This window comes from Curtobacterium sp. SL109 (assembly GCF_026672405.1).
Classification (GTDB): Bacteria; Actinomycetota; Actinomycetes; order Actinomycetales; family Microbacteriaceae; genus Curtobacterium.
In genome coordinates this window covers 783589-808598 of record NZ_JAPPRB010000002.1, presented here as the reverse complement: position 1 = coordinate 808598, position 25010 = coordinate 783589, and the positions used below count along the sequence as shown (strand labels likewise).

General features: G+C 71.8%; 22 protein-coding genes. 9 read left to right on the top strand and 13 right to left on the bottom strand.

Going from position 1 to position 25010, the window contains the following annotated elements; translation table 11 throughout:
• Positions 1-113 precede the first annotated feature (113 nt).
• A complete protein-coding gene (locus OVA28_RS05325) occupies positions 114-830 on the bottom strand; it encodes a phosphatase PAP2 family protein (protein WP_268096051.1) in 717 nt (238 codons plus the stop codon).
• A 110-nt stretch (positions 831-940) separates the two neighbouring features.
• Here OVA28_RS05325 and poxB point away from each other — a divergent pair, with 110 nt between their 5' ends.
• Entirely contained in the window at positions 941-2665 is a 1725-nt protein-coding gene (poxB, locus tag OVA28_RS05320; protein WP_268096050.1) for a ubiquinone-dependent pyruvate dehydrogenase, read from the top strand.
• Between the two features lie 136 nt (positions 2666-2801).
• Here poxB and OVA28_RS05315 read toward each other — a convergent pair whose 3' ends face one another.
• On the bottom strand, positions 2802-3608 hold the full coding sequence (locus OVA28_RS05315; RefSeq protein WP_194659787.1) for an SDR family NAD(P)-dependent oxidoreductase: 807 nt from the start codon (positions 3606-3608) through the stop codon (positions 2802-2804).
• An 86-nt stretch (positions 3609-3694) separates the two neighbouring features.
• On the opposite strand from OVA28_RS05315, the gene OVA28_RS05310 reads away from it, so the two are divergent.
• Positions 3695-4549 carry a helix-turn-helix transcriptional regulator gene (locus tag OVA28_RS05310; protein ID WP_268096049.1) on the top strand — a complete coding sequence of 285 codons (855 nt, stop codon included), beginning with the start codon at positions 3695-3697 and terminating at the stop codon, positions 4547-4549.
• 57 nt (positions 4550-4606) lie between these two features.
• On the opposite strand, the gene OVA28_RS05305 is transcribed toward OVA28_RS05310, so the two are convergent.
• The 4 genes from OVA28_RS05305 to OVA28_RS05290 form a co-directional block, all read right to left on the bottom strand.
• Positions 4607-5494, bottom strand: coding sequence for an SDR family oxidoreductase (locus tag OVA28_RS05305; RefSeq protein WP_268096048.1), 888 nt, complete (start codon positions 5492-5494; stop codon positions 4607-4609).
• Between the two features lie 186 nt (positions 5495-5680).
• Positions 5681-6412 (bottom strand): S1 family peptidase, encoded by a 732-nt coding sequence (locus tag OVA28_RS05300; RefSeq protein ID WP_268096047.1) that lies wholly within the window; start codon positions 6410-6412, stop codon positions 5681-5683.
• 121 nt (positions 6413-6533) lie between these two features.
• Positions 6534-7193 (bottom strand): response regulator transcription factor, encoded by a 660-nt coding sequence (locus tag OVA28_RS05295; protein ID WP_268096046.1) that lies wholly within the window; start codon positions 7191-7193, stop codon positions 6534-6536.
• Positions 7190-8278 carry a sensor histidine kinase gene (locus tag OVA28_RS05290; protein ID WP_268096044.1) on the bottom strand — a complete coding sequence of 363 codons (1089 nt, stop codon included), beginning with the start codon at positions 8276-8278 and terminating at the stop codon, positions 7190-7192. Before OVA28_RS05290 ends, OVA28_RS05295 begins: the two co-directional genes overlap by 4 nt.
• Positions 8279-8464: 186 nt before the next feature.
• Between OVA28_RS05290 and OVA28_RS05285 the strand changes: the two genes are divergently transcribed.
• Genes OVA28_RS05285 through OVA28_RS05275 form a run of 3 tightly spaced genes read left to right on the top strand, consistent with a single transcriptional unit; the run spans position 8465 to position 10718 of the window.
• On the top strand, positions 8465-9271 hold the full coding sequence (locus OVA28_RS05285) for a COG4705 family protein (RefSeq protein ID WP_268096042.1): 807 nt from the start codon (positions 8465-8467) through the stop codon (positions 9269-9271).
• Positions 9268-9951: a DedA family protein gene (locus OVA28_RS05280; protein ID WP_194659781.1), complete on the top strand. Its 684-nt coding sequence runs from the start codon at positions 9268-9270 to the stop codon at positions 9949-9951. The genes OVA28_RS05285 and OVA28_RS05280 overlap by 4 nt, the downstream gene beginning before the upstream one ends.
• On the top strand, positions 9948-10718 hold the full coding sequence (locus OVA28_RS05275) for a COG4705 family protein (RefSeq protein ID WP_268096041.1): 771 nt from the start codon (positions 9948-9950) through the stop codon (positions 10716-10718). Before OVA28_RS05280 ends, OVA28_RS05275 begins: the two co-directional genes overlap by 4 nt.
• A gap of 33 nt (positions 10719-10751) precedes the next feature.
• Here OVA28_RS05275 and OVA28_RS05270 read toward each other — a convergent pair whose 3' ends face one another.
• Positions 10752-12296: an AAA family ATPase gene (locus tag OVA28_RS05270; protein WP_268096040.1), complete on the bottom strand. Its 1545-nt coding sequence runs from the start codon at positions 12294-12296 to the stop codon at positions 10752-10754.
• A 46-nt stretch (positions 12297-12342) separates the two neighbouring features.
• Positions 12343-12993 (bottom strand): pyroglutamyl-peptidase I, encoded by a 651-nt coding sequence (pcp, locus tag OVA28_RS05265; protein ID WP_268096039.1) that lies wholly within the window; start codon positions 12991-12993, stop codon positions 12343-12345.
• Between the two features lie 256 nt (positions 12994-13249).
• On the opposite strand from pcp, the gene OVA28_RS05260 reads away from it, so the two are divergent.
• Entirely contained in the window at positions 13250-14761 is a 1512-nt protein-coding gene (locus tag OVA28_RS05260; RefSeq protein WP_268096038.1) for a GAF domain-containing serine/threonine-protein kinase, read from the top strand.
• 126 nt (positions 14762-14887) lie between these two features.
• On the opposite strand, the gene OVA28_RS05255 is transcribed toward OVA28_RS05260, so the two are convergent.
• The 5 genes from OVA28_RS05255 to OVA28_RS05235 all read right to left on the bottom strand — a co-directional run bounded on the left by OVA28_RS05255 (position 14888) and on the right by OVA28_RS05235 (position 21241).
• Positions 14888-15808 carry an ROK family protein gene (locus OVA28_RS05255; protein ID WP_268096037.1) on the bottom strand — a complete coding sequence of 307 codons (921 nt, stop codon included), beginning with the start codon at positions 15806-15808 and terminating at the stop codon, positions 14888-14890.
• The gene (locus OVA28_RS05250) at positions 15805-17508 is read right to left on the bottom strand and encodes a dipeptide ABC transporter ATP-binding protein (protein WP_268096036.1); all 1704 of its coding nucleotides are present in this window, start codon (positions 17506-17508) and stop codon (positions 15805-15807) included. Before OVA28_RS05250 ends, OVA28_RS05255 begins: the two co-directional genes overlap by 4 nt.
• Positions 17505-18398 (bottom strand): ABC transporter permease, encoded by an 894-nt coding sequence (locus OVA28_RS05245; protein ID WP_268096034.1) that lies wholly within the window; start codon positions 18396-18398, stop codon positions 17505-17507. Before OVA28_RS05245 ends, OVA28_RS05250 begins: the two co-directional genes overlap by 4 nt.
• Entirely contained in the window at positions 18395-19354 is a 960-nt protein-coding gene (locus tag OVA28_RS05240) for an ABC transporter permease (RefSeq protein ID WP_268096033.1), read from the bottom strand. The genes OVA28_RS05245 and OVA28_RS05240 overlap by 4 nt, the downstream gene beginning before the upstream one ends.
• Before the next feature lie 90 nt (positions 19355-19444).
• Positions 19445-21241, bottom strand: a complete 1797-nt coding sequence (locus tag OVA28_RS05235; RefSeq protein WP_268096032.1) for a peptide ABC transporter substrate-binding protein — start codon at positions 21239-21241, stop codon at positions 19445-19447.
• Between the two features lie 217 nt (positions 21242-21458).
• Between OVA28_RS05235 and OVA28_RS05230 the strand changes: the two genes are divergently transcribed.
• From OVA28_RS05230 to OVA28_RS05220, 3 genes are read left to right on the top strand one after another with little or no spacing between them, the layout of a single operon-like run.
• A complete protein-coding gene (locus OVA28_RS05230) occupies positions 21459-22643 on the top strand; it encodes an ROK family protein (protein WP_268096031.1) in 1185 nt (394 codons plus the stop codon).
• Positions 22636-24204 (top strand): M81 family metallopeptidase, encoded by a 1569-nt coding sequence (locus tag OVA28_RS05225; RefSeq protein ID WP_268096030.1) that lies wholly within the window; start codon positions 22636-22638, stop codon positions 24202-24204. Before OVA28_RS05230 ends, OVA28_RS05225 begins: the two co-directional genes overlap by 8 nt.
• Positions 24201-24959, top strand: a complete 759-nt coding sequence (locus OVA28_RS05220) for a copper homeostasis protein CutC (RefSeq protein ID WP_268096029.1) — start codon at positions 24201-24203, stop codon at positions 24957-24959. Before OVA28_RS05225 ends, OVA28_RS05220 begins: the two co-directional genes overlap by 4 nt.
• Positions 24960-25010 lie beyond the last annotated feature (51 nt).

Below are 25010 nucleotides of genomic sequence, written 5' to 3'. Positions count from 1 at the left end.
CCGCGGACATCCGCGGCGTGGACGAGGAACGCCGGTGTCTTGCCGCCTCGCCCGCGTCAGCCGTCAGCACCTCCGTCGGCGCCGCCGTCAGCGTGCGACGGGCAGCGCCTCCGTCAGCGTGCGACGGGCCGCGCCGGACGCAGCACCGGCAGCCGCGGCATCAGCCAGTCGACCCAGACCAGCCGGGCGGCAGGGGCCACCGCGAGCGCCCACGCCACCGAGGCCAGTGCGTCGGTCGGGTAGTGCACGGCGTCGATCGTCACCGAGAACCACACGACGACGACGGCCACGGTCCCCACGACGACTGCGACTCCGTGCCACCGGGTGTCGCGCAACACCCAGCAGAGCGCGATGGTGAACGCCACCATGAAGACCGTGTGCCCGCTCGGGTAGCCCGGGTCCGGCTGCACGGGGAACGGGTGCGGCAGCACACTGACGTCGGGCCGGGCGCGGTGCACGAGCTCCTTGACGATCGCCGACGGCACCCACGTGATCGCGACCACCCCGGCGAAGGCCGCCGCCGGCCGGATGTTCCGCTGCACCGCCCAGATCACGCCGGTGACGACGACGGTGACGATGATCGCCGGCACGGGGCTGATCGCGTGGTAGACGCCGTCGGTGAAGCCCCGGAGCGCGCCGGTGTGCAGCTCGTTGAGGGCCTTCGCGAGACCGATGTCCACCGTGCCCAGGAAGAACCCGACGACGGTCAGGACGAGCACCGCCGCGATGCCGATCACGAGCGTCGACAGCGGGTACGCGGACCGGACGAGGATGCCGTTCGCGTCGGGCTCTCGTCGGCGGGGGCGGAGCGGCGGCGCGTCGTCGATCATCCGCCCATCGTCCCAGTCCGACGGGCGAAGTCACGGCTCGGTCCCATCAGAGAACACACAGGACGACGGCACCGACTAGACCGGGAGACGTCCACCACGAGAGGAACCGCATGCCGACCGTCGCCGAGACCATCGTCGCCACACTCCGCGAGAACGACGTCCACCGCGTCTACGGCCTGCCCGGGGACTCGCTCAACGGCTTCACCGACGCCATCCGGAAGGACGGCACGATCAGCTGGGAGCACGTCCGCCACGAGGAGGCGGCCGCGTTCGCCGCCGCGGCCGAAGCCGACCTGACCGGGGACCTGGCCGTCTGCGCGGGCAGCTGCGGACCGGGCAACCTGCACCTGATCAACGGCCTGTACGACGCAAACCGCTCCCGCGTGCCCGTCCTCGCGATCGCCGCGCACATCCCGACGGCGGAGATCGGCACCGGGTACTTCCAGGAGACCCACCCGCAGGAACTCTTCCGCGAGTGCTCCGTCTACGTCGAGTACGTCGCCGACCCGGTCCAGATGCCGCGCCTGCTCGAGATCGCGATCCGCGAAGCCGTCGAGAAGCGCGGCGTCGCCGTGCTCGTCATCCCCGGCGACGTCCTGCTCGCCGAGGCGAAGGACGACCGTGCGGTCCGCATCGGCCGGGCAGAACCGCGCATCATCCCCTCCGACGCCGAGCTCCAGCGCACGGCCGACCTGCTGAACGGCGCCGACAAGGTGACGATCCTGGCCGGTGCCGGGGTCGCGGGTGCCCACGACGAGGTCGTCGCCCTCGCGGAACGCCTGCAGGCCCCGATCGTGCACGCCCTGCGCGGCAAGGAGCACATCGAGTGGGACAACCCCTACGACGTGGGGATGACCGGCCTGCTCGGGTTCGCGTCGGGCTACCGCGCGATGGAGGACGCCGACGTCGTCCTCATGCTCGGCACGGACTTCCCCTACCCCCAGTTCTTCCCCGCGAAGGCGAAGCACGTGCAGGTCGACATCCGGGGCGAACAGCTCGGCAAGCGGCACCCGGTCGACATCGGCCTGGTCGGCACCGTCAAGGACACCGCCCGCGGACTCCTGCCCCTGCTGACCGCCTCGAAGCCGGCACACCACCTGCAGGACGCCCGCAAGCACTACCGGAAGACGCGGGAGAAGCTCGACGACCTGGCCGTGCCCGCCGGCAAGCACAAGCCCCTGCACCCGCAGTACGTCGCCAGGGTCCTCGACCAGCTCGCCGACGACGACGCCGTGTTCATCCCGGACGTCGGCTCCCCCGTCGTGTGGGCGTCCCGCTACCTGACGATGAACGGCAAGCGGCGGCTGATCGGGTCGTTCTGGCACGGCTCGATGGCGAACGCCATGCCGCAGGCGATCGGCGCGCAGACCGCGTTCCCCGATCGGCAGGTGATCGCGATGGCCGGGGACGGCGGTCTGACGATGCTCCTCGGAGAGCTCGTGACCATCGTGCAGAACAAGCTGCCGGTGAAGATCGTCGTGTTCGACAACTCGTCACTGAACTTCGTCGAGCTCGAGATGAAGGCCGCCGGCTTCGTGAACTTCGGTACCGAGTTGACGAACCCCGACTTCGCCGCCGTGGCCGAGGCGATCGGGCTGAAGGGCTTCCGGGTCGACGAATCCGACCAGTTGGAGGATGCGCTCGCCGCCGCCCTCGCCCATGACGGGCCGGCCCTGGTCTCCGTCAAGGCGAACCGGCAGGAGCTGTCGATGCCGCCGGCGGTCACCCTGGAGCAGGCGAAGGGCTTCACGCTCTACGCCATCCGCACCGTCCTCAGCGGACGCGGCGACGAGCTGCTCGACCTGGCGTCGACCAACTTCCGGCAGTTCATCTGACGCGGGCCTGGGGCTGGCGACCCAGCCCCAGGCGGACGGGAGGCTCGGTGCAGGCTGGCACCGAGCCTCCCGTCAGTGGTCGGACCGCAGCCGGTCCGTCAGCCGCAGCGACGCCGGTCGACGGACGTCCCACGCGTCAGGCGCCGGCACCGCCGTCGACGGGGATCATCGCGCCGGTCACCATCGCGGCACGGTCGCTCAGGAGCCACGCGGCGACCTCGGCGACCTCCTCGGGCTCCGCCATCCGTCCGAGCGGGATCGAGGCGTTGACCTGCTCGACGATGCCCGGGGTCGCCGCCTCCCAGGCGTCGATCATCTCCGTGGCGGTGCCGCCCGGGGTGATCCCGTTCACCCGGATGCGGTCGGACGCCCAGGTCACGGCCGCGGTCTCGGTGATGCTGTTGAGCGCCCGCTTCATCGCGCCGTACGCGGGGAGTGCCGGGTTCGCGCGTCGGCTGCCGATGCTCGAGGTGTTCACGATGGCCCCGGCACCCGTCCGGCGCATCAGGGCGGCCTCCGCGGTCATCGCGACCCAGTGCCCGCGGAAGTTCACGGCGAACTGCGCATCGATGTCCTCGTCGCTCGTGGTGTCGAGCGGCCCGGGGTGCTGGATCGTCGCACCGTTGTTGAACGCCCCGTCGAGCCGTCCGTGCAGCTCGTCGACGCGCGCGACGGCAGCGCGGATGCTCGCCGGGTCGGCGAGGTCGAGCGGGACGGCGTCAGCGACCCCGCCGGCCGCGCGGACCTGGTCCACGACGGTCTCGAGCGCGGCGGTGCTCCGGGCGGCGAGCACGACGGCCGCGCCCTCCCGGGCGAAGAGCCGTGCTGCTGCGGCTCCGATGCCGCGGCTGGCGCCGGTGATGAAGACGACCTTCCCGGTGAGCAGGCCGGTGGGAGCGGTGGTGGACGTGTCGGAGGTGGACTGGATGCTGTTCTCGGTCATGGCGTCAGCGTCACCGCTGCGCACCGGCGCAGCCAGGTACGACCGGTACCACGACACCAGCGGCGCACGGGGCGCAGACTCCTGGCATGGACGAGCAGGAGTTGGCGGCGTTCCTCCGTTCGCGGCGGGAGCGGTTGCAGCCCTCGGACGTCGGCCTGGTGACGGGCTCGCGACGGAGGACGCCCGGACTGCGGCGTGAAGAGGTGGCCGTCCTGGCCCACATCTCGACCGAGTACTACGTGCGGCTCGAACAGGGCCGCGCGCCACGGCCGTCCGCCGAGGTGCTCGCCGGCATCGCCGAGTCGCTCCGCCTCTCCGCCGTCGAGTCCGCGCACCTGCACACCCTGGCGGGCACGGCGCCGCTCCACCACGGACGGGTGCGCCGCGACGTCCGACCGAGCATCGTCGCCCTCGTCGAGCGCCTGCCGCAGACGGCGGCGATCGTGCTCTCCGCCACGTTCGAGGTCCTCGCGTGGAACCCGCTCGCGGCCGCGCTCATGGAGGACTTCGGCGAGCGGCTCCCGGCCGAGCGGAACCTCGCCCGACAGGCGTTCCCGCCCGGGGCACACCCCGCCGACACGGTGCCGCCCTACGGCATCTCCGACGGTGCCGAGTTCCGCCAGCACGTCGTCCGGCAGCTCCGCGCCGTCCGCGCGCAGTACCCGGAGGACCCGTCCGTGGTCGGGCTCGTCGAGGAGCTCCGGGCGGACAACGCGGAGTTCGCGCGGCTCTGGGACCGTCACGACGTTCCGACGACGACCGTGCTGTCCAAGACGTTCGACCACCCCGTGGTCGGCCCGGTCACGGTCGACTGCGACAGCCTCGCCCTGGTCGACCGCGGCCAGTGGCTCGTGCTCTACACGGCACCGGCCGGATCACCGGATGCCGACGCCCTCGCACTCCTCGGCGTGCTGGGAGTGGAGGGCGTCCGGACCGGGTGACCGGTCGTCATCCCTGCGACGCGGGGCCGTCGTCGGCCCCGCGTCGCAGGTGGTCGATCAGAAGGCGGGCGTGCCGCCGGCGATCGTGATGGTCGAGCCCGACTGGTAGCTCGACTCCGGGCTGACCAGGTGCACGTACGCGGCGCCGAGCTCTGCGGGCTGGCCGGGGCGACCGAACGGCGAGTCGCCACCGAACTGCGACACCTTCTCGGCGTCGTCCGAACCCGGCTGCAGCGGCGTCCACACGGGGCCGGGCGCGATCGAGTTCACGCGGATGCCCTTCGGCGCGAGCTGCTGGGCGACGGCCTCGGTGAAGAGCTTGATCGCACCCTTCGACACGGCGTAGTCGATCTTGTCCGGCGTCGGCGACGATGCCTGGATCGATCCGGTCGTGACGATCGTCGAACCGGGCTCGAGGTGCGGCACGGCGGCCTTCGTCAGCCAGAACAGGGAGTAGATGTTCGTCTTGAACGTCGAGTCGAACATCTCGGTGTCGAGCGTGAGGATGTCCTCGTTGCTCTCCATGCGACCGGCGACCATGACGAGGGTGTCGAGGCCACCGAGCTCGTCGACGGCCTTCTGGACGAGGTCCTTGCAGTACTGCTCGTCGGAGATGTCTCCGGGCACGAGCACCGCACGACGGCCTTCGCCCTCGAGCAGGTCGCGGACCTGTTCGGCGTCCTCCTGCTCGTCGGGGAGGTAGGACAGCACCAGGTCGGCACCCTCACGCGACATCGCGATCGCGGCGGCGCGGCCGATTCCTGAGTCGGCGCCGGTGACGATGCCGCGGAAGCCGGTCAGCCGCTCGCGGCCGACGTAGCTCTCCTCGCCGTGGTCCGGCTTCGGGTCCATCTTCCAGGCAGCACCCGGGAGCGACTGCTCCTGCTTCGGGAACGGCGGGGCGGGGTAGAGGCTGTTCGGGTCACGCATGTCGTACTGGCTCATGGATCCAGCTTCCTCAGCGCGCCGGGGCGCCCGTTCAGCCAGGCGGTCGCGACCTGGACGCGACCAGACGACGGACTGGAGGCTCGGTGCCAGCTGGCACCTGGGCCCACGCCGGCCGGTTCCGGACCGACGCGCCAGCGGCGGGACGGCCGTGACCGGTGGGGAGCCTCCAGTCCGTCAGGTGGTTCAGATGCCGGCCGTGGACCGGATCCAGGAGGCGGACTGCGAGAGCAGCGCGTAGTTGGAGCCGGCCGACGTGTTCGCGCCGGGGTCGGCGCTGTCGCCGGTCGAGCAGACCGCGACGACCTTGCCGCCGACCAGCAGCGGCCCGCCGGAGTCCCCGTGGTTCGAGGCACCGGTCACGCCCGAGACGTGCTGCGCGCGACCGCCGAAGGCGTCGGTGCTGGCACCGGTGAGGGCGACGCTCGCCTGGTACAGGCCGTCGGACTGGACCGCGTTCGCGCGCAGGCCGTAGCCCTGGATCGTGCCCGTGCCGGTCGACTTCGCCGTCGCTGCCAGGTCGAGCGGCGCGTACGAGGACAGGGCGTAGGCGCTCCGCAGGTGCACCAGGGCGATGTCGCCGGTCGGGGCCGCGCTGACCCGGTCGACCGCGACGGGCGTCCCCCGGTTGACCGTGGAGTTGGAGTGGTAGACGTTCATCGCGCCGATGCCGTCGATGCAGTGGCGGGCGGTGAGCACCCAGGAACCGGAGACCTGTTCGCCGGTGCAGGTGCTGACGTAGCCGGAGGGGATGGAGCCCCCGGAGGCCTGGAGCTGGACGGCCCAGGCGGTGGAGGGGGCCTTCTCCCCGCCGACGACCTGGGGGCTGGCGGTCAGGGCCGAGGCGGGGGCGGCGGCGAACACGCCACCGGCGACGACGACGACCGCGGCGAACGCGGCTGCGATGGACTTCTTCATGACGACTCCTCTGTCGGACGAAGCAGGGTCGTTGCAGTGTGCAACTGGTTGCATCCTGACCCTGGACGACGGAGGGCACCAGTCCGCACTTCGACGGACGGGAGGTGTCAGCGGGTCGTGTTCAGGCCGGGGTGCCGAGTCGGTAGCCGACGCCGCGGATGGTGGTGATCAGGTCGCGGTCGGTCTTGCGCCGGATGTAGTGCACGTAGGTGTCGACGGTGCCGACCTGCTCGCCGCGCTCGAAGACCGCGGAGAGCAGGTGCTGGCGAGTGAAGGCGCGCGCTGGTTCACTCGCGAGCAGGCGGAGCATCGCGGTCTCCTTCTCCGTCAGCATCACCCTGCCTGAGTACGGGGACGTGATGCTCTGGTCGTCGGGGTGGAAGGCCCATCCGCCGATCTCGATCGTGGCCCCCGTGCCGGAGTAGTCACGGGTCAGCGCTCGGAGTCGTGCGGTGAGCTCGTCGAAGTCGAACGGCTTCACCAGGTAGTCGTTCGCGCCGGCGTCGAGGCCCGACACGCGGTCCCTGACCGCCCCGAGCGCCGTCAGCATGAGCACCGGCGTGCTGATGCGGCGCTCCCGCAGGGTGGCGATCACCTCGGTGCCGTCGATGCCGGGCAGCCGTCGGTCGACGACCATCACGTCGAAGTACTGCTGGGCGGCGGCCTCCAGCGCGCTCTCCCCGTCGGCACGGAGTGTCACGTCCCACTCGTCACCGAGGACCTCGGCGACCAGGGGGCCGAGTCGCGGGTCGTCCTCGACGAGCAGCAGTCGGAGGGTCACGAGCGGTCCCCCTGGTCGTCGGCGGGTCCGCCGGGTCGCACGGGCAACCGGAGCGCGAACACGGTGCCGTCCGTGCCGGTGCGTTCCACGGTGACGTCGCCGCCGGCACGGACGGCGACCTCGCGCACCAGCGCGAGCCCGATGCCGTACCCCGTGCGCGGACCAGCAGCACCCGCCGGCCCGGTTGGCGTGCCGTGGGCGAACCGGTCGAAGACGCGGGCGGGAGGGATCCCGGTGATGCCGGGTCCGTCGTCCGTGACACGGATCACGGCGGAGGCACCGCCCGCGCTCGTCGAGACCCGGACGTGGCCACCGGCGCGCGTGTGACCGATCGCGTTGTCCGTCAGGGCGACCAGGCACCGGTGCAGCTGCGTCGCCGACACCGCCAGGGTGGCCTCCGCGAGTGCCGCGTCGACCGGCCTGACGTCGAGGTGCACCTCCCGCTCCACCGCGAGGACGGTCATGTCCCGCCGCAGGGTCGCCAGGGCATCGGCGAGGTCGGCCGTCCCGCTCGCTCCGCTGTTCCCCGCAGCAGCGTCCAGGAGGTCGTTGACGATGTCGATCAGGACACGGGTGTCGCCTCGGAGCTCGTCCACGACGGCGTGCCGCGGGTCGTCCGCCGGCGTCATCATGTGCAGCCGTTGTACACGGGCATGGAGCACCGCCAGCGGCGTCCGGAGCTCGTGGCTGGCGTCGGCGACGAACGTGCGCTGGACACGGGCGGCGTCGGCGATGGGACGCACCGCACGGCGTGCGATCCTCCACGCGGCGAGGCCGGCGAGGACGATCGAGAACCCGCCGACCCCGACCACCGCGATGCTCAGGTCGACGGTGTCGAGGGAGATGCGGACGTCGCTCGCCCCCGGAGCCTCGTGCAGTTGTCCCGGGGTGAGCTGCCAGAGGACGTACCCGACCACCAGGGCGATGATCGCGGCGACCAGCGCCGCAGACACGACGGCGACCTGGAACGCGATGCCGACCACGGACCGGCGGTACGCCAACCGGTCCGGGTCACGCTCCTGTCCGGAACGGAACGACCACGTGACCGCCGCGTCAGCGATCGATGACCACCACGGTGACCTCACCTGTGCTCCCTCCACGGCACCGGCACCGGGACACGGAGGTGTTCCGACGTCGGTGCATCGGCACCGATCCTGCCGCACGCCGAGACCGATCTCGTTTCTTGGTGAAGTCTTGGCCCCGCGTTCCTAGCGTCGATGCATCGCCGCTCCCGCATCTGCGGTCCGGTCCGTCCCGACGAGGAGAACGTCATGTCCCACGCGCCAGCAGCCCGGCTGCGGACCCGCGTCCGCTCGAACAAGGTGCCGGACCCGACCGTGTCGTTCTGGGTCATCAAGATCCTCGCCACAACCGTCGGTGAGACCGCAGCGGACCTCCTCAGCGACACGGTCGGGCTCGGCCTGCCGCTGACGACCCTGGTCATGGCCGTCACGCTCGTCGTGTTCCTGGTCCTGCAGTTCCGGACCCGCTCCTACCGGCCGTCGCTGTACTGGGTCACCGTGGTCCTGATCAGCATCGTCGGCACGTGCATCACGGACAACCTGACGGACGGGCTCGGCGTCCCGCTGGCCCTCAGCACGACCGTCTTCGCCGTGGCGCTGGCAGCCGTCTTCGTCATCTGGTACCGATCCGAGGGGACCATCTCGATCCACAGCATCGACGCGGTCCGCCGGGAAGCGTTCTACTGGCTGGCGATCCTCTTCACGTTCGCCCTCGGCACCGCCGCCGGTGACCTGATCGCGGAGCAGACCGGACTCGGGTACTTCCCGTCGCTGCTGTTGTTCGCCGGGGCGATCGCCCTGACCGCGGCCGTCTGGTTCATCGGGCACCGCGGCCCGGTCGTGTGCTTCTGGATCGCGTACATCCTCACCCGACCGCTCGGTGCCTCCACCGGCGACCTGCTCTCGTCGCCGGTCGAGGACGGCGGCCTCGGCATCGGCACCATCACCACCAGCGTCGTGTTCCTGGTCCTCATCGCCGCGGTCATCAGCTGGCTCTCGATCCGTCTCCGTCGCGATGCCACCGCTCCGCAGGCGCAGCTGGGTGTCTCCTCGTGACCGCCACCGTCCCCCTCGCCGTGCACCTCCTCGACGCAGCATCCGTGCTGCACGCCTTCGGTCCGTACGTCCTCGTGGGCATCGCCGTGCTCATCTTCATCGAGTCCGGGGTGCTGTTCCCGTTCCTGCCCGGTGACTCCCTGCTCGTCACCGCCGCGATCATCAGCAGCGCCCTGGGCGTCACGCCGTGGCAGGTCGCGCTCGTCGCGTCCCTCGCGGCGATCGCCGGTGACCAGGTCGGGTACTGGCTCGGCAAGCGCTTCGGGCGTCGCTGGTTCCGGGACGACGCGCGTCTGCTCACCACCGCTCGACTCAACGAGGCAGAGGCGTTCTTCACCCGGTGGGGCGGGCTCTCACTCGTCCTCGGCCGGTTCGTCCCCGTCGTCCGGACGTACGTCCCCCTCGCGGCCGGCACCGCCGGGATGCACTACCGCCGGTTCCTGCTGTTCAACCTCATCGGGGCGATCGCATGGGCTGCAGGCCTGACCGCTGTCGGGGTGCTGCTCGGCGGGATCCCGTTCGTGGCACACAACATCGACGTCCTCATGATCGTGATCGTCCTGGTCTCGGTGCTCCCGATCGTGATCGGGGCGCTCCGCCGTCGGGCCGGCCGCCGGTCAGGAACGCACGGCGATCCGTCCGACCAGCCAGCCGCGGCCGGTCGGGACCGACGAGGATGACCGCGACGACGCCCAACGCACCGAACCGTGTGCCCGACCCGACGACGTCGTTCTGGGTCATCAAGGTGGTCACCACGGCGATGGGCGAGGCACTCTCCGACTTCCTCGTCACACGGTTCGATCCCGTCCCGACGGTCCTGGTCACGGCCGTGCTCTTCGCGGTCGTCCTCGTCGTGCAGCTCGCCGCGACCCGGTACGCGCCCTGGAGGTACTGGGCGGCCGTGTCGATGGTCGGGGTGTTCGGCACGATGATCGCCGACGTCACCCACGTCGCTCTCGGCGTCCCCTACCTGGTCTCCGCACCGGTGTTCCTGGTCGGCCTCGTGGCCGTGTTCGTGGTGTGGCGCCGCACCGAGGGAAGCCTCGACGTGCACACCATCACCAGCCTGCGCCGACAGTGCTTCTACTGGGCCGCAGTCATCGCCACGTTCGCGATGGGCACCGCTGCCGGCGACCTGCTCGCCAGCACCTTCCACCTCGGGTACTTCGCCGGTGGGATGGTCTTCGTCGCCGCCATGGCCGTCGTCGTCCTCGGTCGCTTGGGCGGCGTCCTCGGCCCGGTCCTGTCGTTCTGGACGGCGTACGTGCTCACCCGGCCGGTGGGGGCGTCCTTCGCGGACTGGGTCGCGGTCCCGCACGCGCGGGGCGGTCTCGCCGTCGGCACGGGGCTGGTCAGTGCCGTCCTGCTGATCGTGATCGCCGTGGCGGTGGCCTGGTCCGCGCAGTTCCGACGAACAGCGCAGTCGTCGACCGCCGTCGTGCGCTGAGGTACCACGGCGCTGGCGGCGGGCGATCGCTGCTCACTGGTCGGAAGGAGGCCGATCGTCCGCAGTCGTCCCGAGTCCCAGGTCATCGGCGCGCCCGTGCTCGTCCGCGACCGACGGCACGATGACCGGGAAGCCGGGCTCGCCCTGGCCGGCGACGAACGCGAAGTCCACCACGTCCTCGGGTTCGATGCCGTCGGCGTCCGTGTCCTCGTCGCCACGGGTGCCGAGCAGCTTGCGGGTCAGCGCCGAGCGCGCCGTGAGCAGGGACTCGAGCGCGTCGAGCAGGTCGGCGTCCGAAGGCTCGCCGCCGCGCATCGCCGCACCGAGGACGCTCCGCCGCATGAGCTCCTTCGCGAAGGAGCCCGTCGTGCCGTCGGCGCGCTCGGCCGCCTGCGCGAGGACCTCGTCGGAGAACGGCAGCGCGCCCGCGTAGCGACGGAACAGCCGCGTCCGCTCGGGCAGGCCGGGCAGCGGGACCTCGACGGCGAGGTCGACCCGCCCGGGCCGGTCGGCGAGCGCCCGTTCGAGCACCGACACCCGGTTCGTCGTCATGACGAAGGCCACGTCGGCGTCCCCGTCCAGGCCGTCGAGCGCGTCGAGCACCTCGAACAGCAGGGGCTGAGGCGTCATGTCGCGCTCCATGGCGACGAGGTCGATGTCCTCGAGCACGACGATGGACGGCTGGAAGGTGCGGGCGACCTCGGCCGCGGCACCGATCGCGGCGATGCTCGACCCGGTCAGCAGCACCGCGGTGACGCCCTCGGTCCGGTGCAGCAGGTGCCGGATCGTCAGGGTCTTGCCGGTGCCGGGCGGGCCGTAGAGCAGGACCCCGCGCTTCAGGTGCTGCCCGGCGGCCAGGAGCGCCTGGCGCTGCTCGCCGATCCCGACGACATGCGCGACGACCTCGTCGAGCACCCCGTCGGCCAGGACGACGTCGTCCGCGGTCGTCTCCGGCCGCCGGAGGAACGTCGCGCCGGCGTCGGCGCCGTACTGCGACTGGACGAACGAGAGCACCTGGCCGCGCAGCACGCTCCGCTCGATCATCAGCGCGCGGACCCGGGTGAGGAAGGTCGTCGCGAGGTCCTGGTCGACGGCGAGCACCTCGAGCGTGGCGCTCGACCGGCCGTACTCGGGCTTTGCGCTGCGTTGCAGGACGACGAGGGGCGCGCCCTCGAAGGTGATGAGGCGCAGCCCGAAGGACACCACCCGTCGGGTCGTGTCCGGGCCGGTGGCACGGGTGGCGTAGCTCACGGGGCCGAGCGACCACCGCGTGTGGGCGTGCGCGACGAACTCGCTGATCGAGCTGTGGAAGCGGCCGTCGTCCCCGGCGATGCCGACGAGCGCGTCCGGGTCGGGGCCCGTGAGTTCGTCGAGCGCGATGTCGGCGTCGACGAGCCGGTGGTCGGCGAACTCCTCGGTCACCACGGGGATGGTCTGCGGGTCCGCGCCGAGGTGGTCGCGGAGCCGCTCGCCGATCGGGGTCAGCGTGGCACGCTGCTCCGTCGCCGCGAGGTCGTTCGCGTGGTCGAGGAAGCGTGCGAAGGCACGCATGAGGTCCCGGTCTGCATCGTCGAGCACGAGTGCATCCTGGCAGGGCTCGCGGCGACTGACCAGGGCGGGACGACTAGTGCTCGGCGCCGCCGACCAGCACCGCGTCGGCCGCGGGGTCGAGGCTCTCGCGGACGGCGACCTCGAGCGCGGTGACGATGTCGGCCAGCGGCAGCGTCGGGACGTCCCCGGTCGCCGACTCCGGCGTGGCGGGGACGTGCACGAAGCCAGCGCGGAAGGTCTCGTTCGCCGCGATCGACATCAGCTCGTAGAAGGCGTGGTTGCAGGTGAAGGTGCCCGCCGTGTTCGACACGGATGCGGCGACCCCGGCCTCGGTCGCCGCTCGGACGATGCGCTTGATCGGCAGGGTCGTCAGGAAGCCGTCCGGCCCGCGCTGGTCGATCGGTTCGTCGATCGGCTGCGCACCGGAGTTGTCCGGGATGCGGGCGTCGTCGACGTTGACCGCGACGCGCTCGGGGGTGACGGCGTCGCGTCCCTCGGCGACACCGGTGGCGATGACCAGGTCGGGGCGGTGCTCGGTGATCGCGGCGACGAGGGCCGCGCGGACCTCGGCGAAGACGACGGGCAGCTGCGCCACGACGACGGTGCCGGGGCCGTCCCACGACTCGGCGACGGCCTGGACGGCGTCCCACGAGGGGTTCCGCTCGGCACCCCCGAACGGCTCGAACGCGGTCAGGAGGACGACAGGTGCTGCATTGGTGGCCACGTCCTCGATGCTACGGCTGTCCGGGCGCGGGACACCGGTGTTCACGGGTCGCGCCGCGGATGATCGCGGCGCGACGACTGAACGCCGGTGTCCAGCGGCGCAGCGTGAGCGGAGCGGCGCGACCGGAGCAGCGCGACCGGAGCAGCGCGACCGGAGCAGCGCGACCGGAGCAGCGCGACCGGAGCAGCGCGACCGGAGCAGCGCGTGCTCGGGATCAACGCGCGCCCGGACCGCAGCCGGATGGGATGATGCACGCATGATGACGGAAGGTCAGGAGGCGCCACACGCGCTCCTCGGCGGGCGCTACCGGCTCCGGACGGTCATCGGCCGCGGTGGGATGTCGGTCGTGTACGACGCCCTCGACGAGAGCCTCGACCGGCCCGTCGCCGTGAAGGTCTTCCACCCGGGCCTGGTCGACATCGCGCGACAGGAGGCCGAGCAGGGCGTCCTGGCGTCGCTCGACCACCACAACCTGGTCAGCCTGCTCGACGCCGGCGTCGTCGAGGACGAGCACGGGACGCCGCAGCGGTTCATCGTGATGGCGCTCGTGCACGGGCAGGACCTCGAGGAGCGCCTGGGGCTCGGGCCGCTGGCCTCGCGGCACATCGCCGAGGTCGGCTACGACATGGCCGAGGCGCTCCACTACATCCACGACCGCGGCGTCGTGCACCGCGACATCAAGCCGTCGAACATCCTGCTCGTCGACTACGGCAACCGGGCCGACCGTGCCCGGGCTCGGCTGACGGACTTCGGCATCGCGCTGGCCGACGGCGTCGAACGACTGACCGCCGACGGCGTGACGACGGGGACGGCCGCCTACCTCAGCCCGGAGCAGGCCCGCGGCGGTGACGTCGGCCCGGCGAGCGACGTCTACTCGCTCGGACTGGTGCTGCTGCAGTGCTTCACCCGCCGGCGGGAGTTCCCCGGGTCGCTCGTCGAGTCCGCGGTCGCTCGGCTGTCGCGCGACCCCGTCGTGCCGGACCCGCTGCCGACGCACTGGCAGCGCGCCCTGACCGCGATGACGGCCAGGGACCCGGCACAGCGGCCGACCGGGGAGGCCCTGGTCGGCCTGCTCCGCGACGTCGTCATCGCGGACACCACGGCCGAGGACCGTGTGGTCGACACGGACGCGCCCGGCACCGCGACCCGCGCGACGGAGACGGACACGACGCGCAGCGCCGGACCGAGCACCGGCACCGGCACCGGCACGCGCAGCGCCGGACCGAGCACCGGCACCGGCACCCGCACCGCCACCGGCCAACGCCCCGCCACGGGGTCGCACCCGGCGACGCTCGACCTGCTGCCCGAAGAGGCCCTGCAGCGGACCACGGCCATGGCCGCACGTCTGTTCGACGCCCCGATCGCCCTGGTCGAGGTGCTCGACGAGGACCGCGAGTGGTCGCAGTCGTACCTGGCCGAGGGCATCGACGAGTCCGCACGGCACATCAGCTTCCGGAACGGCTTCGCCCCGGTCCCGGTCCCCGTGGTGATCCCCGACGGCTCGGCGCACCCGGAGATGCGGAACAGCCCGCTCGTCACCGGTCCCCTCGGCATCCGGTTCTACGTCAGCGTGCCGCTCGTCCGCCACGACGGCACCGCGATCGGCACCCTGGCCGTGCTCGACACCCGTCCGCGCACGGCGACCGAGGCCGACCTGGCGAACCTCCGCGACCTGGCGGCGCTGGCGGTCTCGCAGCTCGAACTGCGCCAGGAGTCGCTCCGCTCGACGAGCGACGCGATCCCCCTGGCACCCCCGACGGCCGGCTGACCGCCGGCAGGGCCCGCCGAGTCTCGTCTCGGCGGACACAACTCGCGACGCCGGCCGCGCGTTGTGTCCGGGACGCCGAGACTCGGCTCAGCGTGATCGCCAACGGACGCACCAGCGCCCGCCTGCCTACGCGACGGCCGCCAGCACCCGCGCCCGCACCTGCGCCGCCGCCCCGAGGGCGACCGCGTCGGAGCCGAGCGTCGACGGCTCGACCCGGATCGACGCCCCGCTGACGGGTGGCTCGGCAGCGATGGCCGCCTCGATCGCCGGGGACAGCAGGTCCCAGGCCCGGGCGACCCCGCCCCCGATGACGACCGTCGTCACGTCGAGGATCCCCGCCGTGAGCAGGATGCCCCGGGCGATCCCCCACCCGGCGGTCCGGAAGACGTCGAGTGCGTCCGGGTCCTCGGCCCGCGCGGCGTCGGCGATCGTGTGCACCGGCAGGCGTCGTCCGGTCGCGGCCTCGTAGCGGGCGGCCATGCCCCGCGCCGCCGCGATCGTCTCGAGGTGCCCGTGCTGCCCGCAGGTGCAGAGCCCGTCGCCGAAGCCCGGCACGTGGCCGATCTCCCCGGCGGCACCGCGCGGCCCGGCGAACAGCGAGCCCCCGAGCACGAGGGCCCCGCCGACCCCGGTGCCGAGGGTCATCCCGAGCACGTCGCGCTCCCCCACGACGGCGCCGGCGGCGACCTCGCCGAGCAGGAACGCGTTGACGTCGTTGTCGAGCGTCGCGGGGACACCGAGCCGCTCGGACACGTGCGCGGTCACGCCGTGCCCGGCCCACCCGGTGAACGAGTTGCCGGTGACGAGCACGGTCCCGGTGGTCGCGTCGACCACGCCGGCCGCGCCCACCCCGACACCCGCCAAGGAGGCCCGGTGCGTCTCGAGCAGGTCCGTCACCACCCCGAGCGCCGCGTCCACGATCGCCGCGCCGCCCGCGTGCGCGGGCGTGGGCAGGTCGCGTCGGTCGATCACCTCGAGCTCGGTGGTCGCCAGGACCACCTTGGTGTTCGTCCCGCCGACGTCGATGCCGGCGAGCACCGGGGTCACGAGGTCACCGCCGCGAGGGTGGCGAGCCGCTCGGCCCGACGCTGCCGTTGCAGCACGGGGTCCGGCACGGGGACGGCCGCCAACAACCGCCTGGTGTAGTCGGTCGTCGGGTGCAGCAGCGTCGTGCCGGTGGTGCCCTGCTCCTCGACGACACCGCGGCGCATCACGACGACCCGCTCGGCGAAGTGCTGCACGACGGCGAGGTCGTGCGAGACGAACAGGCACGCGAACCCGAACTCGGCCTGCAGCTCGGTGAGGACGTCGAGCACGGCTTCCTGCACGCTGACGTCGAGCGCCGAGGTGGGTTCGTCGGCGACGAGCAGCCGCGGCTCGAGCACCAGGGCCCGCGCCAGGCTGACGCGCTGCCGCTGCCCACCGGAGAGCTCGCGCGGCGCACGGGACGCCAGCGCCCGGGGCAGCCGCACGGCGTCCAGGGCCTCGTCCACACGCTTCCGTCGGTCCGCGGAGGAGGTCCCCCGGCGGTGCACGGCGAGCGGTTCGGCGATGCACTCGGCCACGGACATCCGGGCGTCGAGCGAGGCCACGGGGTCCTGCAGCACGACGCCGATGCCCGACCGCAGCGAGCGTCGGTCGCGCCGAGGGATCCGGCGGAGGTCCTGCCCGAACAGGCGGACCTCCCCGCCGCTCGGCTTGACGAGCCCGAGGGCGACGCGCGCCGCCGTGGACTTGCCGGAGCCGGACTCGCCGACCAGGCCGACGGTCTCACCGGCGTGCACGGCGATGTCGATCCCGCTCAGGGCGTGGACCGCCCGCGCCCCGCGCCCGAACGTCACCGAGACGTCCCGCAGGTCGACCACCGGGGCGGTGTCGGGCCTCCCGTCCGGGTCGGACGCGACCACGGGTGCGACGGGAGCCGCCGCACGGTCGCGGCCGGTCACGGACTCGACGGTGTCCAGCCGGGGCACCGCGGCGAGCAGGCGCTTCGTGTACTCGTGCTGCGGGCGGAGCAGGACGTCCTCGACGCTGCCGGTCTCGACGATCTCGCCCTGGAGCATCACGGCGACCCGGTCGGCGAAGTCCGCGACGACGCCCATGTTGTGGGTGACGAGCAGCACGCCGGTGCCGCTGTCCACGGCGAGCGCGCGGAGCAGCTCGAGGATCTCGGCCTGCACCGTGACGTCGAGTGCGGTCGTGGGCTCGTCGGCGATGAGCAGCGCGGGGCTGTTCGCGATGGCCATGGCGATGACGACGCGCTGGCGCTGGCCGCCGGAGAGCTGGAACGGGAACGCCTTCGCGCGCTCGGCCGGGTCGGGGATGCCGACGCGGTCCAGCAGGTCGACGGCTGCGGCCGCTGCCTCGGACGCGGAGACCGAGCGGTGGTTCCGGACGACCTCGGCGATCTGCGCGCCGACCCGGGTGAGGGGGTCGAGCGCGGTGGCGGGCTCCTGGAAGACCATCGAGACGGTCTGTCCGCGCAGCCCGCGCAGGGCGGGTTCGGCGGCACCGACGACCTCGTGCCCGGCGACGACGGCGCTGCCGTGGGCCGTGGCGTTGCCGGAGAGCAGCCCCATCGCGGCGAGCGCCACGGTGGACTTGCCCGATCCCGACTCGCCGACGAGCGCGAGCGTCTCGCCGGGGGCGACGGTCAGCGAGACACCGCGGACGGCGTCGACCGTGCCGGACTCGGTGCTGAAGGAGACCCCGAGGTCGGTCATCCGGAGGATCTGGTCGGCGGTCATCCGCGGCCCCTCACGTCGAAGGCGTCCCGCAGTCCGTCGCCCACGGCGTTGAACGCGCAGACGACGAGGATCACGGCGAGACCCGGTGGCACGATCAGCCACCAGCGTCCCGAGTAGGCGGCTGTGAGGCCCGCCGAGAGCATGCCGCCCCAGTCCGTCGCCGGCGGCTGGACGCCCAGGCCGAGGTACGAGACGTAGGCGACGAGGAGGATCGCGTCGGCGACCTGGAACGTGGCGGCGACCACGATCGTGGAGACCGAGTTCGGCAGCAGGTGCTTGCCGATGGCGCGGGCGTGGGAGCCGCCGATCGCGCGCAGGGTGAGGACGTAGTCGCGGTTCTTCAGCGTCAGGGTCTCGGCGCGGATCAGTCGGGACGGCACCAGCCACGACACCAGGCCGAGGACGAGGATGAGCCCGGCGACCCCCGGCGTCGTGATCGCGGAGATGACGAGCAGGATGAACAGCGCGGGGATCGCGATGCCGGCGTCCACCACGCGCATCATCACGGCGTCGACCCAGCCGCCGACGTACCCGGCGATCGAGCCCCACAGCGTGCCGACGACGGTCGCCAGGACCCCGGCGGCGATGCCGACCAGGAGCGAGACCTTGCCGCCGTACATCAGTCGGCCGAGGACGTCGTGCCCGACGGCGTCGGTGCCGAGCCAGTGCGAGCCGCTCGGGCGCTGGTTGGCCTGCTCGAGGAGCGTGTGCGTCTGGTCGGTCGGGGAGAGGAAGGGACCGACGAAGCAGAACAGCACGATCACGACGATCACGACGAGGCCGATGACCGCGAGGGTGTTGTGCGAGAACCGGCGGGCGGCCAGGCGGAACCCGGTCGCGGCGACCGTGACGGGGGCGCCCGGGGCTTCAGGGGCCAGTTGGACGGTCATGCGCGGTCCGCCTTCACACGAGGATCGATGAGCGACTGCGCGACGTCGGCCACCAGGGTGCCGACGACGGTCGCGATCGAGATGACGAGGACGCAGCCGAGCAGCGTCGGGTAGTCCGAGGACTGCGCCGCGTTCCAGAACAGCAGGCCCATGCCGGGGTAGTTGAACAGCTGCTCGGTGACGAGCGCGCCGCCGAACAGGACGGGCAGGTAGTAGCCGAGCATCGCGACGACGGGCGTCAGCGAGTTCCGGAACACGTGCCGCCGGAGGATCGTGGCGGTGGAGGCCCCGCCGGCACGGGCGGTGCGGACGTAGTCCTCCTGCAGGTTCTCCAGCGTCGAGGCCCGCATGTACCGGCTGAACACGGCGATCATCGCGAGCGCACCGGTCAGCACGGGGAGCACGAGACCGGCCGGGTCCTGGAAGACCTCGGCGAGGGTGGTGCCGCTCGGTGCCTGCGACGGCAGCCACGGCAGCTGCTGGCTGAACACGACGATGAGCACCAGGCCGAGGAAGAACGCCGGCGTCGAGTAGAAGACGAACGCCAGCGCCGTGACCGTGTAGTCCACCGCACCGTTGCGGCGGGCCGCCTGCCACATCCCGATCGGGATCGCGACGACGAGCCCGAGGACCGCGGACAGGCCGGTCAGCACGAGGGTCTTCGGGAGCCGTTCCTGGATGAGCTGCGAGACCGGCTCGTTGAGCGTGTACGACGTGCCGAGGTCGCCGGTCAGCAGGCGCCCGAGGAACCAGACGTACTGCACGGGCAACGGCTGGTCGAGGCCCTGCGCTTGGTTGAACGCCGCGATCTGCACCGGCGTCGCGGAGACGCCGAGGACGCCGCGGGCGGGACCGCCCGGCAGGGCGTGCAGCAGGCAGAACACGACGATCGTGACGATGAGGATCACCACGAGCGCTTGGAGCACCCGCCGGGTGAGGTAGAGGACTGTGGTCATGCGGCTTCCGTTGGTGGATGGCGTTCGCGAGCCGGGACGGAGGCGCGGTGCGGGTCGGACCCGCACCGCGCCTCCCGATCGGTCAGGTGGCTACTTGCTCCACTTCCACTGGGACGGGTGGAAGTTGGCCAGCGAGTCCTGCTCGAACCCGGTCAGACCCTTCTTGACGACCGAGATCTGGTAGTCCGGGCTCGGCAGCCAGATCACGGGCAGGTCCTTGGCGACCGCTTCGCTGTAGTCCTGCACCGCGGCCGAGTCGGTCGAGGTCGTGGTCGCGCTGACCAGGTCGTCGACGGACGTGTTGGAGTAGCTGCCGAAGTTGGCCGAGCCGCCGGTGGAGAACAGCGCCTCACCGGTCGGGTACGCCGGGAAGTACCAGCTGCCGGCGATGCCGAAGAAGGACAGGTCCCACTTGCAGCTGTCCTCGTCGCTGGTGCACGTCGGGGTCTGCGAGAGGACGCTCGACACCGGCGCGGTCTTGATGGTGAAGCCGATGCCGGTCTTGGCGAGCGAGGACTGGATCGCGCTCATCATGTTGTCGGTCACGGACGAGCCGGACTGCGACAGCACCTGCATGGTGAACTTCGTGCCCTTCGCGACACCCTCGCCGCACTGGCTGTCGCCGCTGCCCGGGTCGGTGCAGACCATCGTGCCGCCCTGCTTCGTCCAGCCGTGGCTCGTGAGCAGTGCCGCGGCCTTCTTCGTGCTGAACGGGTACGGGTTGTCCTTCTGCGCCTCGGAGACGTAGTCGGATGCCTGCGCCTGCGGGACGGGACCGTACGTCGGGGTCGCGGTGCCGTTGAAGACGACCTTCGACAGGCTGGCCTGGTCGACCGACATCTGCACGGCCTGGCGGGCGTAGAGCTGCTTGAAGACGGCACCCATGGTCGGGTTGTTGAAGTTGTACGGCATGTACGTGATCGCCCAGCCGGTCCACGGCTTGACGTCGTAGCCCTTGCCCGTGAACGAGTCCTTCTGGTCCATGTCCGTGGCCTGGATGTAGCCGTAGTCGACCTCGCCGGAGCGGACCGCGTTCGTCTCGGCGTCCGACGTCGTGAACGGCAGCAGGTTGACGGTCTTGATCTGGGCCTTCTGGCCGCCGTCGTACTTCGCGTTGGCGACGAGCTGGACCTTGCCGGCCGTGGTGAACGACTTGACGCCGTACGGGCCGGAGATGGTCTTCCACAGCGGGTCGGAGTCGTAGTCCGCGATCTTGCCGGCGGCGGTGTTGATGTACTTCCACACCTGCTTGGCGCCGGCGGGGGTCTCGTCGGCGTCGGTCACCGTCGCGTCGGCACCGGTCTTGTCCCAGGCGTGCTGCGGGAGCGGGACGACCAGGCTGAGCTGGTTGGCGAGCATCCAGTCGGAGTTGTAGGCCTTGTCGAACGTGATCGTGAAGTGGGTGTCGTCGACGGCCTTGAACGACGTCCAGTTGTCCGGGACCTTGCCCTCGGAGTAGGAGCCCCACTGCGCCTTGTTGGCCTTGATGAGGTTGTACCAGAACTCGACGTCGCGGCTCGTGATCGGCTTGCCGTCCGACCACGTGCGGTCGCCCAGGGTCACCGTGACGCTCTTGCCGTCGCTCGCGAAGTCAGCGGCGGTGGCGATCGAGCCCTGCTTGTTCCAGGCGATCTTGCCGGTGGAGCCGTCGTACGCCACCAGGGGCTCGTACAGGGACTGCGCGATGGAGCCGTTGTTCGTGTTGAGGTGCGCGGCGGTGCCGATCGGCAGGATCCAGTTCGGCGTGAAGTTCGCCGGCAGCGCGTAGTTGATCTCGTCGGACTTCGCGTTCGTGGTGGCGGAACCGCCTCCGGAACACCCGGCGAGCAGTGCGCTCACCGCGAGCGCGGCTCCGGTGAGGAGGGCCCAGCGACGGGGCTTGGTCATGCGGACTCCTAGTGCGAGTGGTTCTGGTGGTCGGGGTGGGGCACAGTCAATGGCAAAAGCCGTTGGAAAAACAAACGTTCTCGTGTAAATACTTCGTTTCTGCGGATCGGGCGAAAGGGCTCCGGCCTCGGCGAGGCAGCTAGGCTCCCGGAACGACGGCAGTTTCCTGGCCGTCGTCGGCCCTTGCGCTGGTCTTCGTGCCGGATTGGAGAAAGTCGTGCCGGACCTCAGTTCACGGGTGCTGGAACTCGTCGCGTCGGGGCAGGCGTCGAGCCGCACCGAGATCGCGCAGCTCCTGGGCGCCGCGCCGTCGACCGTCTCGCACGTCGTCGCCCAGCTGCTCGACCACGGGATCCTCGCCGAGGAGGGCACCGACGTCTCCACGGGCGGACGCCCCCGCAAGGTGCTCCGGATCGGCGGGGTGGACGAGTACGCGGTCGCCGCGGACGTCGGTGGCGGACACGCTCGGGTCGGCATCGTCCTGGCGGGAGGCTCGCTCGAGTCCGTCTCGAACGTCCCGTTCGCGCTCTCCGACGGCCCGACCGCCGGGCTGGCCCGGCTGGCGGAGCTGCTGGACTCGCTGATCGCGACCCGTGGCGCGGACGGCCTGCGCGGTGTCGGACTGAGCCTGCCCGGCCCGGTCGACGTCGAGGCCGGGGTGGTCGACCTGCCGAGCCGCATGCCCGGGTGGAACGGCTTCCCCGTGGCGGCGTGGCTCGAGGAGCACTTCGGCGTCCCGGCGGCCGTCGACAACGACGCGAACTGCATGGCCGCGGGCGAGCAGACCGTGCAGCCGTCGTCACGACGACAGGCCATCACGATCAAGGCCGGTTCGGCGATCGGTGCCGGGATCGTCATCGACGGCCGGCTCTACCGCGGCTCGACCGGGGCCGCCGGCGACATCACGCACGTGCGCATCGACGCGGCCGGGGACACCCCGTGCTCGTGCGGCAACACCGGGTGTCTGGAGACCGTGGCGTCCGGGGCCGCCCTCGTGCGGATCCTCAGCGCGGCCGGCGTGCCGGTGTCCTCGACCGCCGAGGTCGTCCGGCTCGCATCGGACGCGGACCCCGAGGCCACCAGGGCCGTGCGCCTGGCCGGTCGGTACCTCGGCGAGGTGCTCGCCGCCAACGTGAACTTCTTCAACCCGGACGCCGTCTACCTCGGCGGCATCCTCTCCACCCTCGACCCGTTCGTCGCCGCGGTGCGGAGCCAGCTCTACGAGAGCTGCCACCCGCTCGTGACGCAGCACCTCGTCATCGAGCGCGCGTCGCTCGGTGCGGACGCGGGTCTCGTCGGTGCCGGGCAGTTCGCCCTGCAGCGCGGCCTCGCGGCCTCGTTGCAGGAGCTGTCCGCGCCGATCCCCCAGTCGACCACCAGGAACAGGAGTGTCCGTGTCTGACACCGTGCCCAGCAGCACCCCCGCCCAGTCTCCGGCCGGTCCTCCGGCTCGGCGGCCGGTCATCGCCATCGCCGGGTTGGCCATCGAGACGTCGACGTTCACGCCGACCAGGACCCAGGCAGAGGCCTTCCACCCGGACCGTGGGGACGAGGTCGTGGCCCGCTACGACTTCCTCGCCGGGCTGTCCGACGCCGCCGACTTCCGCGGCGCGCTGATCGGGCACGCGCTGCCCGGCGGGATGGTGACGAGGGACGCGTACGAGTCGCTCGCGTCCGAGATCGTGGACCGGCTGCAGTCCCTGGTGTCGTCGACGACCGTGGACGGCCTCTGGTACGACATCCACGGCGCGATGGTGGTCGAGGGCCTGGACGACGCCGAGTCCGACCTGCTCGGACGCATCCGCGCGGTGATCGGTCCCGACGTCATCGTGTCGGCGTCGATGGACCTGCACGGCAACGTCACCGCGGAGCTCGCCCACCAGGTCGACCTGGTCACCTGCTACCGGATGGCCCCGCACGAGGACGCCATGGAGACGAAGGAGCGCGCCGTCCGGAACCTGGTCGACGTGCTCACCACCCGCCCGGTCGGGTCGCAGCGTCCGGTCAAGGCGTGGGTGCCGATCCCGGTGCTGCTGCCCGGCGAGCAGACCTCGACGCGCCTCGAACCCGCCGCGTCGCTCTACGCCCAGGTGCCCGTCGTCGAGGCCGAGGACGGCGTGCTCGACGCCGCGATCTGGGTCGGGTACGCGTGGGCCGACCAGCCGCGCGACCGTGCCGTCACCGTCGTCACCGGGTGGGACCAGGACGCCGTGGCCGCCGGGGCCGAACGACTGGCCCGCGCGTTCTGGGACGTGCGCGAGGACTTCGTGTTCGTCGCGCCGACGGGCTCGTTCGCCGAATGCCTCGACGCCGCGCTCGCTCCCGGCGCCGCACGGCCGTACTTCGTCTCGGACTCGGGCGACAACCCGACCGCCGGCGGGTCCGGCGACATGACATGGGGGCTGACGGAGGTGCTGGCACGGCAGGAGTTCCGGTCCGAGGACGGCCCGACGGTCATCTACGCGAGCGTCCCCGGCCCCGATGCCGTCGCCACCGCGGTCGCCGCGGGCGTCGGTGCGACCGTGACCGTGACGGCGGGTGCCGCGGTCGACGACGTCCACGCCGGACCGATCACGATGACCGGGCGGGTGCACGCGGTCAAGCACGGGGACCGCGACGCCGAGACCGAGGTCGTGCTGCAGGCCGGCAGCGTGTACGCCATCCTCACGACGTACCGGAAGCCGTACCACCACGAGCACGACTTCACGGACCTCGACCTCGCTCCGCGCCAGGCCGACGTCGTCATCGTGAAGATCGGGTACCTCGAGCCGGAGCTGTTCGACATGGCCGCCGACTGGATGCTCGCACTGACGCCGGGCGGGGTCGACCAGGACCTCGAGCGCCTCGGGCACCACCGGATCGCGCGGCCGATGTTCCCGTACGATCGGGTGTTCCCGTCGGCGCCGGACCTCGGTGCCCGGATCATCCCGCCCTCGAACGAACCGCTCGGAGCCATCGCGTGACCTCTGCCACTCTCGACTCCCCGGTCTCCCTCGAGATCGCCGTCACGTCGCCCGCGGGTGCGGTCGTCGCTCGAGACGGCGGCGCCGACCGGGTCGAGCTCTGCGTCGGGCTCGAACTCGGCGGACTGACCCCGTCGCACGGGCTCGTCGAGGCCGCGGTCGCGACGGGCATCCCCGTGCACGCCCTGGTCCGGTGCCGCCCGGGCGGGTTCGTGTACGACGCGGACGAGGTCGAGCTGATGGACCGCGAACTCGAGGCCATCGTGCGCTCGGGCGTCGCCGGTGTCGTCGTCGGTGCACTCGGGGCGGACGGGTCGCTCGACCACGACGTCCTGCGGCGCTTCGTCGGCACCGCCCGCGCACTCCGGAACGACGTCGAGGTCACCCTGCACCGGGCGATCGACCACGCGGCGGACCCCGTCGCCGCCGTCGCACTGCTCGCCGACCTCGGGTTCACCCGCGTCCTGACCTCGGGCGCCGCCCCCACCGCCCTCACCGGCGCGGCGACGATCGCCCGCATGGTGTCGGCTGCCGGGCCCGTGCAGGTCATGGCCGGCGCTGGGGTCATCCCCGCGGACGTGCCGGCCCTCGTCGCCACCGGAGCGGCCGCCGTGCACCTCTCCGCGAAGCGACCGGCCGCCGACAGCGCGCACGCGGGCGTGCCGATGGGCGGGGCGGACGACGGTTCCGCGCACTTCGTGACCGACAGTGACGTGGTGCGGGCAGCGCGGTCAGCACTCAGCGCCTCTGCCTGAGTGAACGAATAGGGTTCTCCTCATGCAGGCAGCTCCCTCCCGTCCCACCGC